The sequence below is a fragment of the Rhizobium sp. BR 315 genome, assembly GCF_050577975.1.
GTDB classification, from domain to species: domain Bacteria; phylum Pseudomonadota; class Alphaproteobacteria; order Rhizobiales; family Rhizobiaceae; genus Rhizobium; species Rhizobium miluonense.
Map to the genome: position 1 here is coordinate 16,638 of NZ_JARWKZ010000002.1, position 12,018 is coordinate 28,655.

General features: G+C 61.5%; 8 protein-coding genes. 4 read left to right on the plus strand and 4 right to left on the minus strand.

What is annotated here, in order from left to right; translation table 11 throughout:
* Positions 1-13: 13 nt before the first annotated feature.
* Genes nirB through cysG form a run of 4 tightly spaced genes read left to right on the plus strand, consistent with a single transcriptional unit; the run spans position 14 to position 7,001 of the window.
* Positions 14-2,464 (plus strand): nitrite reductase large subunit NirB, encoded by a 2,451-nt coding sequence (nirB, locus tag QD409_RS02615; RefSeq protein WP_092855686.1) that lies wholly within the window; start codon positions 14-16, stop codon positions 2,462-2,464.
* 10 nt (positions 2,465-2,474) lie between these two features.
* Positions 2,475-2,819 (plus strand): nitrite reductase small subunit NirD, encoded by a 345-nt coding sequence (gene nirD / locus QD409_RS02620; protein WP_092855680.1) that lies wholly within the window; start codon positions 2,475-2,477, stop codon positions 2,817-2,819.
* Entirely contained in the window at positions 2,819-5,476 is a 2,658-nt protein-coding gene (locus QD409_RS02625; RefSeq protein ID WP_092855678.1) for a nitrate reductase, read from the plus strand. Before nirD ends, QD409_RS02625 begins: the two co-directional genes overlap by 1 nt.
* Entirely contained in the window at positions 5,448-7,001 is a 1,554-nt protein-coding gene (cysG, locus tag QD409_RS02630) for a siroheme synthase CysG (protein ID WP_092855676.1), read from the plus strand. The genes QD409_RS02625 and cysG overlap by 29 nt, the downstream gene beginning before the upstream one ends.
* Here the strand turns inward: cysG and QD409_RS02635 are convergent.
* Genes QD409_RS02635 through QD409_RS02650 form a run of 4 tightly spaced genes read right to left on the minus strand, consistent with a single transcriptional unit; the run spans position 6,969 to position 11,978 of the window.
* Positions 6,969-7,514 carry a sarcosine oxidase subunit gamma gene (locus QD409_RS02635; protein WP_430761885.1) on the minus strand — a complete coding sequence of 182 codons (546 nt, stop codon included), beginning with the start codon at positions 7,512-7,514 and terminating at the stop codon, positions 6,969-6,971. The two genes, cysG and QD409_RS02635, sit on opposite strands and share 33 nt — an antisense overlap.
* Positions 7,507-10,440 carry a sarcosine oxidase subunit alpha family protein gene (locus QD409_RS02640; protein ID WP_430761886.1) on the minus strand — a complete coding sequence of 978 codons (2,934 nt, stop codon included), beginning with the start codon at positions 10,438-10,440 and terminating at the stop codon, positions 7,507-7,509. The genes QD409_RS02635 and QD409_RS02640 overlap by 8 nt, the downstream gene beginning before the upstream one ends.
* Complete coding sequence (locus QD409_RS02645) at positions 10,437-10,715, minus strand: sarcosine oxidase subunit delta (protein WP_092855670.1); 279 nt, start codon at positions 10,713-10,715, stop codon at positions 10,437-10,439. Before QD409_RS02645 ends, QD409_RS02640 begins: the two co-directional genes overlap by 4 nt.
* A gap of 12 nt (positions 10,716-10,727) precedes the next feature.
* A complete protein-coding gene (locus tag QD409_RS02650; protein ID WP_092855700.1) occupies positions 10,728-11,978 on the minus strand; it encodes a sarcosine oxidase subunit beta family protein in 1,251 nt (416 codons plus the stop codon).
* Positions 11,979-12,018 lie beyond the last annotated feature (40 nt).

The window sequence follows — 12,018 nt, forward strand, 5'->3', positions numbered from 1 at the left end:
AGGACTTAGAACTATGACCCGGAAACTCGTCATCATCGGCAACGGCATGGCCCCAGGGCGCATGCTGGAGCATCTTCTGGAAAAGGCGCCTGATCTCTATCAGGTCACGATCTTCAACGCCGAACCGCGCGTCAACTACGATCGCATCATGCTGTCGCCGGTCCTTTCCGGCGAGAAGGACTATGAGCAGATCATCATCCATGGCGACGGCTGGTACATCAAGCACGGCATCACCCTCTACAAGGGACACAAGATCGTCGCCATCGACCGCGCTGCAAAGACAGTAACGTCGGACCATGGCGTGACCGAGAGTTACGACAAGCTGGTGATTGCGACCGGCTCCGTCCCATTCATCATTCCGGTCCCAGGCAAGGAGTTGCCGGGGGTCATCACCTATCGCGACCTCGACGATGTGCAGGCGATGCTGCTTGCGGCGCAGTCGCGCGAAAAGGCGATCGTCATCGGTGGTGGTCTGCTCGGTCTCGAAGCGGCGGCCGGCCTTGCCTCCCGCGGCATGGACGTCACCGTTCTCCACGTCATGCCGACGCTGATGGAACGTCAGCTCGATCCGGCCGCGGGCTATCTCCTGCAAAAGGCCGTCGAGGAACGCGGCATCAAGGTCATCACCAAGGCCAATACCAAGGCGATCGTCGGTAATGGCAAAGTCGAGGGGATCGAGCTCGATGATGGACGCGTGATCCCCGCCACGCTCGTCGTCATGGCCGTCGGCATTCGCCCCAATATCGGTCTTGCCAAGGAGGCCGGCATCGCCGTCAACCGCGGCATCGTCGTCGACGACGGCATGCAGACCTCCGATGGCAGCATCTTGGCACTTGGCGAATGCGCCGAGGTTGGCGGTATGGTCTATGGCCTCGTCGCACCGCTTTATGAGATGGCGCGCGTCGCCGCCGCGCATCTCGCTAGCGACACGACCGCCGCCTTCGTGCACTCGGACACGCCGACGAAGCTGAAAGTCACCGGTATCGATCTGTTTTCGCTCGGCGACTTCGCCGACGGCGACGACCGCGAGGAGATCGTCCTGCGTGACGCGGCGGCCGGCGTCTACAAGCGCCTGGTGCTGAAGGACAACAAGATCATCGGCACCGTGCTTTACGGAGAAACGGCCGACGGCGCCTGGTTCAACGACCTGAAGAAGAAGGCGACCGACATCTCTGAGATGCGCGAGACCCTGATCTTCGGCCAGGCCTATCAGGGAGGGTCGCCGCTGGACCCTATGGCGGCCGTTGCAGCCTTGCCGGATGATGCGGAAATCTGCGGCTGCAACGGCGTCTGCAAGGGCAAAATCACCTCGACCATCACAGCCAAGGGCCTGACCTCGCTCGACGACGTGCGTGCCCACACAAAGGCTTCGGCCTCCTGCGGCTCCTGCACCGGCCTTGTCGAACAGCTGATGTCGATCACGCTTGGCGACAGCTACAACCCCGCCGCCGTCCAGCCGATGTGCGCCTGCACCGAACTCGGACATGATGATGTCAGAAGACTCATAAAGGCCAAAGGGCTGAAGAGCATTCCCGCTGTCATGCAGGAGTTGGAGTGGAAGACCTCCTGCGGCTGCGCGAAGTGCCGCCCGGCGTTGAACTACTACCTCGTCTGCGACTGGCCGGACGAATATGCCGATGACTATCAGTCGCGCTTCATCAATGAGCGCGTGCATGCCAACATCCAGAAGGACGGAACCTATTCCGTGGTGCCGCGCATGTGGGGCGGCGTTACCAGCTCCAACGAGCTGCGCGCGATCGCCGATGTCGTCGACAAATTCGAAATCCCGATGGTGAAGGTGACGGGCGGCCAGCGTATCGACCTTCTCGGCGTGCAGAAAGAGGATCTGCCCGCCGTCTGGTCCGACCTCGGCAAGGCCGGCTTCATTTCGGGCCAGGCCTATGCCAAGGGCTTGCGTACGGTGAAGACATGCGTCGGCTCGGACTGGTGCCGCTTCGGCACGCAGGATTCCACCGGCCTTGGCATCCGCATCGAAAAATTCATGTGGGGCTCCTGGACGCCGGCAAAACTCAAAATGGCCGTCTCCGGCTGTCCGCGCAATTGCGCCGAGGCGACCTGTAAGGACATCGGCGTCATCTGCGTCGACAGCGGTTTCGAAATCCATTTCGCCGGTGCGGCCGGCCTCGACATCAAGGGCACGGAGGTTCTGGGCCTCGTCAAGACGGAGGACGAGGCGCTCGAACATATCGTGGCGCTGACGCAGATGTATCGAGAACAAGCCCGCTATCTTGAGCGCATCTATAAATGGGCCAAGCGCATCGGTCTCGACGAGATCCGCCGCCAGATCATGCAGGATCACGAAAAGCGCAAGGCTTATTACGAGCGCTTCGTCTTCAGTCAGACATTCGCGCAGGTTGATCCCTGGTCGGAGCGTGTCTCCGGCAAGGACAAGCACGAGTTCAAGCCGATGGCGACCGTCGGTTTCCATCAGGCTGCAGAGTGAGGAGATTGATATGAATTGGTCAAAAGAAACCTGGTATGAAATCGGCGATATCTCGGACATTCCTCTGCGTGGTGCCCGGTGCGTGAAAACCCCACAGGGCAAGATTGCCGTGTTCCGCACTGCCGAAAACGAGGTTTTTGCCATCGAGGATCATTGCCCGCACAAAGGCGGCCCGCTGAGCCAGGGCATCGTTCACGGCAAGGCCGTGACCTGCCCGCTGCACAATTGGGTGATCTCGCTCGAAACCGGCAAGGCGGTTGGAGCCGACCAAGGCGAGGTGCGGACCATTCCGATCCGCAACGAGAATGGTGCTCTCTTCATCGCGTTCGAAAGCCTGATGATGGCGGCTGAATGATGGAAACGGAGGTCAAGACAACCTGCCCTTATTGCGGCGTCGGTTGTGGCGTCATCGCCAAGGTCGGCGAAGACGGCAAGGTCTCCGTCAAAGGCGATCCCGACCATCCTTCCAATTTCGGGCGTCTGTGCTCCAAGGGATCGGCGCTTGCTGAGACGATCGATCTCGACGGGCGCCTCCTCCATCCGGAAATTGCCGGCCAAATGGCCAGCTGGGACCAGGCGCTCGATCTGGTCGCCGGAAAGTTTGCGGATACGATCAAAAAATACGGACCGAATTCAGTCGCTTTCTATGTCTCCGGGCAGTTGCTGACCGAGGATTATTATGTCGCCAACAAGCTGATGAAGGGTTTTATCGGCTCTGGCAATATCGACACCAATTCCAGGCTCTGCATGTCGTCATCCGTCGCCGGCCATCGCCGCGCCTTCGGCTCGGATACGGTGCCCGGCACCTATGAGGATCTGGAGTTGGCTGACCTCATCGTGCTGGCGGGCTCCAATCTTGCCTGGTGCCATCCGGTGCTCTACCAGCGCATCGCCGCTGCCAAGGCGGCGCGCCCCGGCATGAAGATCGTCGTCATCGACCCGCGCAGCACGATGACCTGCGATATTGCCGACCTGCACCTCGCAATCCGGCCGGATGCCGATGTAGCGCTGTTCATGGGTCTTTTTGAGCATCTGGTTGCTAGCAATACGATCGACCAGAACTACATTGCCGAACATACCGGCGGCTTTGCCGAGGCTTTCGCCGCCGCAAGCTCCTTGTCGTTCAACCAGGTGCTTGACCTGACCGGTTTGCCCGCCATGCAGCTTCGCGAGTTCTATCGGCTGTTTGCTGCGACCGAGAAGGTCGTCACCTGCTACAGCCAGGGCGTCAACCAATCCTCATCCGGCACCGACAAGGTCAATGCCATCATAAACTGTCATCTCGCGACCGGCCGTATCGGCCGGCCCGGCATGGGGCCATTCTCGCTGACCGGCCAGCCGAACGCCATGGGCGGTCGCGAGGTCGGCGGGCTCGCCAACATGCTTGCCGCGCACATGGCGATCGAGAGTGCTGAGGATCGCGACCGGGTGCAGCGCTTCTGGCGATCACCGCGGATTGCCGCCAAGCCGGGCTTGAAAGCTGTCGATATGTTTCGCGCCGTCGCGGATGGCCGGATCAAGGCGCTCTGGATCATGGCGACGAACCCCGTCGTCTCGATGCCGGATGCTGACGCCGTAGAGGCCGCCATCAAGGCCTGTCCTTTCGTCGTCGTCTCCGATGTCCTGCGAGAGACGGATACGACGCGGCACGCGCATGTGCTGCTGCCCTCACTTGGCTGGGGCGAAAAGGACGGCACCGTCACCAATTCCGAACGACGGATCTCCAGGCAGCGCCAATTTCTGACGGCGCCAGGCGAAGCCAGGTCGGACTGGTGGCAAATGGCGGAGGTCGGCCGTCGCATGGGATTTTCCCAAGCTTTTTCCTTCCGGACGAACGCAGATATTTTCGCTGAGCATGCTGGCCTCTCCAGCTTCGAAAACCAGGGTAGCCGCGACTTCGACGTCGGTGCTTATGAAGCGGTCGCGACCGCGGAATATGACGCACTTCAGCCTTTCCAGTGGCCGCAGCCTGCCGGAACGACACCAAAGCCGACGCGCTTCTTCGCAAATGGCGGATTTTATCATCCCGATCGCAAGGCGCGCTTCGTCGCGATCGAGCCGCCGGCAAGCGATCGAACCGACAGCCGCTTCCCGCTGACACTCAATACCGGGCGCGTTCGCGATCATTGGCACACCATGACCCGTACCGGCAAAAGCGCACGGCTATCGGCCCACATTGCCGAGCCTTTTGCCGAGATCCATCCCCGCGATGCGATCGAAATCGGTGTCGCGGAAGCCAGCCTGGTCGAGATCGAAAGCCCGCATGGCAAGGTAATCGTCCGCGCTTTGGTGACGGAGCGACAGGCGCGTGGCAGCCTGTTCGTGCCGATGCACTGGAACGATAGTTTTGCCGCCAAAGCCCGTATCGACGCCGTGGTTGCCCCCCTCACGGATCCGGTTTCCGGCCAGCCGGCTTCGAAGAATGTTGCGGTTCGCGCACGTCGTTTCCGGGCATCGCACTATTGCTTCGCGGTCTCGGCAGCAAAGCCGCGCGATCTCGATAGCCCTTATTGGGCGCTCGCCAAGGCCAATGGCGGATGGCGGACCGAACTTGCCTTCGACCTTATACCGGAGAACTGGATCGGCTGGTGCCGCGCGACGTTCGATATACCCGCCAATCTGGAGCCGCTCGGCTATGCCGATCAAGCCTCCGGCGATCTGCGCCTGGCCTTCTTCGATGGGGAGCGGCTGCTCGCAGCTCTATTCGTCGCTCGACAGCCGGTCGCCGTTGCCCGCAGCTGGGCGATCTCTCAGCTCACCGCCGAACACACCAATCTGCGCAAGCGCTTCGCTCTCGTCGCCGGTCGCCCAGGTGCGGACAAACCCGATCCCGGCGCCACCGTCTGCTCCTGCTTCGGGGTCGGCGTCAACCAGATCGTCGCGGCAATTCGTGGTGGCTGCCACAGCGTCGAGGCGGTGGGCAAAGAGCTCAAAGCGGGAACCAACTGCGGCTCCTGCCGTGCCGAAATCAGAGGGATCATCGATGGATGTCTTGCAGCTGCCGCGGAGTGACGTACCCGCCCGAATGGAGCCGCTTGCCAAATTGCCGGTGTTCTGGGCGCTTGAAGGCAAACGCGTCATCGTCGCCGGCGGCTCGGATGCGGCTGCCTGGAAGGCGGAGCTTCTTGCCGCCTGCGGCGCCGACGTTCATGTCTATGCAGACGAGCTTTCCGACACGTTCGAAAAGCTGATCCTGCGCGGCGCCGAACATCCGCAAGCCGGCTTCACCCATCACCCACGGATGTGGAATGAAGCAAGCTTTGCAGGTGCGGCCATCGCCATCGCCGATTGCGGGGAAGACGGTGAAGCACAGGCCTTTTTCGAAGCCGCCTGTATGGCCGGCGTGCCGGTCAATGTCATAGACAAGCCCGCCTTTTGCCAGTTCCAGTTCGGATCGATCGTCAATCGCTCGCCGGTCGTGGTGTCGATTTCGACGGATGGAGCAGCTCCCATCCTCGCTCAAGCGATCCGCCGGCGGATAGAGACGCTGCTACCCCGGGCGTTGAAAGGTTGGGCAGCACTCGCACTGTCACTGCGAGAGACTGTCCATGAGCGGCTTGCGCCGGGGCCGCTGCGTCGCCTCTTCTGGGAGGGCTTCGTCGATCGCGCGTTTTCAGGTTTAGATACGCCGGAGGAGGGCGTCGGCGGGCAGCTTCTCGATGAAGCCGAGCGGCTTCGGGAAGCGCCCGCCCATTCATCAGGAGGCCGCGTCACGCTTGTTGGAGCAGGGCCCGGCGATGCCGAGCTGCTAACGCTGAAGGCTGTCCGTGCGTTGCAGGCGGCCGACGTGATCCTCTTCGACGATCTGGTTTCGACAGAGGTCCTGGAGCTTGCCCGGCGTGAAGCCAAACGCATGCTGGTTGGCAAGCGCGGCGGCCGTACGAGCTGCCGCCAGGAAGACATTAACGACATGATGGTGAAGCTCGCAAAGGCAGGCAAGCATGTTGTTCGGCTGAAATCCGGCGATCCAATGGTCTTCGGCCGCGCTGGTGAGGAGATCGCGCATCTCGACCGGGAAAACATTCCCGTCGATATCGTTCCCGGCATAACGGCTGCGAGTGCAATGGCCTCTCGGCTCGGGATTTCCCTGACGCATCGCGACCATGCACAGTCCGTTCGCCTCGTGACGGGGCACTCCCGGCACGGCTGTCTGCCCGCTGACATCAATTGGGCTGCCATTGCTGATCCGCATACGACGACCGTGTTCTACATGGCGGGCAGGACGGCACCGTTGATCGCAGAACGGCTGCTCAAAGAAGGCTTGTCCCCTGAGACATCGGCCGTCATCATCAGTGACGTCAGCAAGCCAACAGAGCGCAATTGGCGCGGAACGCTTGTCGAGATACCGAGTGGGATCGCGACCATCGGCTACGACAATCCGGTACTCATCGCAGTCGGAAACGCACTCGCAGCACGTCAGGCTCTCCCCAAGGATTCCATCAAGAACACGTCATTTGCCTGGCCGCGCCCACCATCGGGGCGACACTCCCGGATCTGGAGCGGTTCAAGAGGCAACGCGCGACGCGCCGAAAGATAGCGCCAGCGCCTCGAGTTCCTCATAGAGCGATTGCGCAAAGCTCCGCAGCACGGTCAGCTCGAAGTCGTTGCCGCCGGTACGGGTGAGTTGGATCGAAATATGACCGAAGAGGGTCATGGCACTGCTTCCTTCGGGGAAATTCACTGGATACAGGTCGACGGCGGTACCCTTGTTGAGGAGCGCGACTGCATCGAGCCCGGAGACGTGAATACGGATGCGCCCGTGGCTCTGGTCCGAGATGAAGGCGCGGCCCGCCAGCGCGTCCGCAAGAGCCTGCCTAATGGGTTTGGCGAGTTGCTCATTGCCAGCGATGAACCATTGCCGATATCCGGCCGGGCGCACGGAGCTTTCCTTAAGGCCCGCCGCGAGAAGATGGCTCGCAATCTCTTCGCTCGTGATCGCGCCCATCACATGCAGGAGGTGCCCTTCCGGCAAGGCTTCCAGCCGGATGGCCTCGCCTCGTAAAACGTCCTTGCCGGCGAGGACCGGCTTCAATGTCGGCAAATCAGGCATGGAGTTTCTCATTCTGAGGGTCGACAAAGACGGGGCTGCAGAGCACCGCATCCGTGAATTCGTTTCGCAGGCCATTCCAGATGGTGATCTTCTCGCCGATGCGCTCCGGTCCGTTTTTGACCAATGCGAGACCGATCGTATGACCGAGGCTTGGCGAAAAGGCGCTCGATGTCACATAGCCTTGATCGTTTTCGAGAGTTGCTGCGGCGTCAGCCGCCAGGATATGAGCGCCTGTGCGGAAGCTGTTCGCCGGATCCAGCGGCTTGACGCCGACCAGGCGAGGGCGGTCGGCAGCCTGAAGGCCCTCGCGGGCAAGCATCGCCTTGCCGATGAAATCGGGCTTCGTCGTCGAGACCATGCGGACAAAGCCGAGATCGCCCGGTGTTACCGTGCCGTTGATCTCGGCGTGGGTGACATGGCCCTTTTCGATGCGCATAACGCCGAGCGCCTCGGCACCATAGGCGCAAATCTCATGCTTCCGGCCGGCCTGCATGATCGCATCGGCGACGAATTCACCATAGGCCGCGGGGACGCCGAGCTCGTAGGCGAGTTCGCCCGAGAAGGAAATGCGAAAGAGCCGGGCTTCGAGCTTGCCGCCGAAGAGTGAAACAGTACGGGCGCTCATAAAGGAGAAAGCCGTATCAGAGATGTCTTCATCGACGATCTCCGAAAGTATCGCTCGCGATTTCGGGCCCGCCACTGCCATCTGTGCCCATTGGTCGGTCGACGACGCAAAATAGACCTCCAGCTCGGGCCAGAGCGTCTGCGCGCAGAATTCCAGATGTGTCAGTACGCCGGCTGCAAGCGCCGTCGTTGTCGTCATGAAGAAATGATCTTCGGCGAGGCGGCTGGTGGTACCGTCGTCATAGATCATGCCGTCTTCGCGCAGCATGATGCCGTAGCGTGCCTTGCCGACGGGCAGCTTGGCAAAGCCGTTGCCGTAGATGCGGTCGAGGAAGGCGGCCGCGTCCTTGCCGAAGATCTCGATCTTGCCGAGCGTCGAGACGTCGCAAATGCCGGCATTCTTGCGGATGTTCAGCACCTCGCGATCCACACTTTCGCGCCAGGTCTTTTCGCCCTCGCGCGGAAACCAGGAGGAGCGATACCAGAGGCCGGTCTCAACGAAGGTCGCGCCATTCTTCTTCGCCCATTCATGCAAGGGGGATTTGCGCGCCGGCTGAAAATGCTTAGCCCGCGAACTACCCGTCAGCGCGCCGAAGGAGACCGGCGTGTAGAAAGGCCGGAACGTTGTGGTCCCGACTTTACCCGGCGAGACGCCACGGGCTTCCGCAAGGATGCCGATGGCATTGATATTGGAAAGCTTTCCTTGGTCGGTTGCCATACCATTGGTCGTGTAGCGTTTGGCAAGCTCGACATGGCCGTAGCCCTCGCGCACGGCAAGACCGAGATCTTTGAGATGGACGTCGTTCTGATAATCGACGAAGGCTTTACCCTTGGCGCCTTTGACGGACCAGAGTGGCGAGACTGAAGCCTGAACGTCTTCCTCGAGCGCAAAGGCCGGTACGACCTTGGCGAAGCCGATCTGCTCGAGTGCTTCTGCTGCCTTGCAGGCACCGTCGCCAAGGCAAGCCTCGGTTGAGGCAAAACCGGCAGCGGCGCCCGCTGTCTGCAAACCTTCCTGCCTTTCAGGCGCGAGGAAGGCCGCATGTCTGTCGGACCAGACGGGCTTTCCGCCGCGATGGCAGGCGAGGTGAATGATGGGGCTCCAGCCGCCGGACATCGCAAGAGCATCGGCATCGATCTCCTGCGTGCCTGACGCGCTCGCAATGCTGATCCTACGGACTTGCTTTGTGCCAAAAGCATCGGTGATGCATGCGCCGGTCAGCACTTGCGCCTTGCCGTTCCAGTGTTCGCTGCCATTGGCGCGAGTATCGACGATAGCTGCCACTTCGACGCCCGCAGCCTCGAGGTCCGCGGCAGTTCGGTAGCCGGAATTGTTGGTCGTGAAGACCACGGTGCGCTTGCCGGGAGCAACAGCCTGGCGATTCAGATAGCTGCGCATGGCGCCGGCCATCATGACGCCTGGAATGTCGTTGCCGCCGAACACGAGCGGTCGCTCCTCCGCCCCAGTCGCAAGAATTCCCTGCTTGGCGATGATGCGCCAGAGACGTTCGACCGGCTGGCGTGGATCAGGCGTTGCCATATGTTTTTGCACGCGCTCGACCGCGCCGAAGACATTGTCGTCGTACCAGCCGACGATGGTCGTGCGCGGTAGGCATTGCACGTTCGGCAGGCTTTCGAGCTCCGTCAGAATGTCGCTGAGGGCGGATTCGCGATCGGCAAGAAAGCTCCCGCCGAGAGCAAAGCCCTCGTCCGCAAGCAATACGCGCGCTCCGGCGCGTCCTGCCGTCAGCGCGGCCGCAAGTCCCGTCGGTCCCGCGCCGATGACGAGCAGGTCGCAATGCGCCCAGCATTTCTCGTAGGAATCGGGGTCAGGTTCGTAGGAAGCCTTGCCGAGACCGGCAGCCTTGCGGATCACTGGTTCGTAAACCTTCTCCCAGAAGGCGGCCGGCCACATGAATGTCTTGTAGTAAAAGCCGGCGCTCAGGAACGGCGAGAGCAGCCCGTTGACGGCGCCGACATCGAAGCCAAGCGAGGGCCAACGGTTCTGGCTGCGTGCGATCAGCCCGTCGTGAAGTTCGATCATCGTGGCGCGGGTGTTGGCCTCGGTGCGTCCACCCGTGCCGGTCGTGACGAGCGCATTGGGCTCGGCAGCACCGGCCGTCAGGATGCCGCGCGGCCGGTGATATTTGAAGCTGCGGCCGACGAGCTGGATGCCGTTGGCGAGGAGGGCGGAGGCAAGCGTATCGCCGGGATGACCGTTCAAATTCCGGCCGTCGAAACTGAAGGCAACGGTTCTGGTGCGGTCGATCCGGCCACCGGAGGAAAGGCGATAACTGCTCATGCGCCATCTCCAAGCTTGGCAAGTGCCGCATCGCTGACGGCATGGATCTTGTGGGTGACGGTGTCACGTTCGACGATCAGCCAGCGCCGGCAGCCGGAGGAATGATGCCAATATTCCTTGTGTTGCCCTTTCGGATTGTCGCGCAGATAGACATAGTCGTACCAGATATCCGAATTGGCATCTGCAGCCGGGCGCGCAAGGCTCGCATCACCCTTGATGGTAAACTCCTCCTTGGGGCGGATGCCGCAATGAGGGCAGGAAATCAGGCTGGCCATCTCGTCATGTCCTCAATGCAGGTTGGGCTGTGCACCCACGCCTTTTTCATCGATCTGATAGCCTCGCCGGAAACGGTCGAGGCGCAATTGCCGCGCCGTTTCATGCGGCTCGTTGCGGGCGATCAGATGGGCATAGCAGTAGCCGGAGGCCGGTGTGGCCTTGAAGCCGCCATAGCACCAGCCGGCGTTCAGATAGAGATTGTCGATATGGGTTCGGTCGATGATCGGTGAGCCGTCCATGCTCATGTCCATGACGCCGCCCCAGCTGCGCAGGTAGCGCACCCGGGTCAGCGACGGTATCAAGGCGACGCCGGCCTCGGCGACATGTTCGACAGTCGCGAGATTGCCGCGCTGGGCATAGGAATTGTAGCTATCGATATCGCCGCCGAAGACGAGGCCGCCTTTGTCCGATTGCGAGACGTAGAAATGTCCAGCCCCGAAGGTCACGACACAATCGATGAACGGCTTCAATCCCTCGGAAACGAAAGCCTGGAGCACATGGCTCTCGATCGGCAGGCGCAGACCCGCCATGTCGGCGACGACGGTGGAGTTGCCGGCCGCCGCAAGCGCCAGCTTGCCGCATCCGATGAAGCCTTTGGTGGTCTCGACGCCGGTCACACGGCCATTGTCTCTGCGTATGCCGGTCACCTCGCAGCCGGTAATGATGTCGACGCCGCGGCTGTCCGCGCCTCTGGCATAGCCCCATGCGACGGCATCATGTCGCACAGTGCCGCCGCGCGGCTGCAACAGGCCGCCCATGATGGGGAAGCGGGCATTGTCGAAATCGAGGAAGGGCAGCTTCTTGCGAACGGCCTCGCGATCAAGGAATTCCGCATCGACTCCGTGCAGGCGCATGGCGTTGCCGCGTCGCGTGTAGGCATCGCGCTGGGCATCGGAATGAAAGAGGTTCAGGACCCCGCGCTGCGAAACCATGGCATTGAAATTGAAATCCTGCTCCAGCCCTTCCCAAAGCTTCATCGAGAGCTCGTAGAAAGGGTTATTGCCCGGCAGCAGATAGTTCGAACGGATGATCGTGGTGTTGCGGCCGATGTTGCCCGAGCCGAGATAACCCTTCTCCAGAACGGCGACGTTGGTGATGCCGAAGGTCTTGGCGAGATAGTACGCCGTCGCCAGCCCGTGGCCGCCGCCACCGACGATGATGACGTCATAATGCTGCTTCGGTTGTGGCTGGCGCCAGGCGGGCGCCCAGCCGGTATTGCCGCGAAGGCCGTTGAGGAAAATGGAGAGAGCGGAATAGCGCATGGAGTCATCCGAGTGGAATTGCATCCATGATGGCAGAACG

Coding starts and splice junctions, on each gene's coding strand:
- cysG (WP_092855676.1), top strand. CDS start 5,448: ATGGATGTCTTGCAGCTGCCGCGGAGTGACGTACCCGCCCGAATGGAG.
- nirD (WP_092855680.1), top strand. CDS start 2,475: ATGAATTGGTCAAAAGAAACCTGGTATGAAATCGGCGATATCTCGGAC.
- QD409_RS02640 (WP_430761886.1), bottom strand. CDS start 10,440: ATGAGCAGTTATCGCCTTTCCTCCGGTGGCCGGATCGACCGCACCAGA.
- QD409_RS02635 (WP_430761885.1), bottom strand. CDS start 7,514: ATGCCTGATTTGCCGACATTGAAGCCGGTCCTCGCCGGCAAGGACGTT.
- QD409_RS02645 (WP_092855670.1), bottom strand. CDS start 10,715: ATGGCCAGCCTGATTTCCTGCCCTCATTGCGGCATCCGCCCCAAGGAG.
- QD409_RS02625 (WP_092855678.1), top strand. CDS start 2,819: ATGGAAACGGAGGTCAAGACAACCTGCCCTTATTGCGGCGTCGGTTGT.
- nirB (WP_092855686.1), top strand. CDS start 14: ATGACCCGGAAACTCGTCATCATCGGCAACGGCATGGCCCCAGGGCGC.
- QD409_RS02650 (WP_092855700.1), bottom strand. CDS start 11,978: ATGCGCTATTCCGCTCTCTCCATTTTCCTCAACGGCCTTCGCGGCAAT.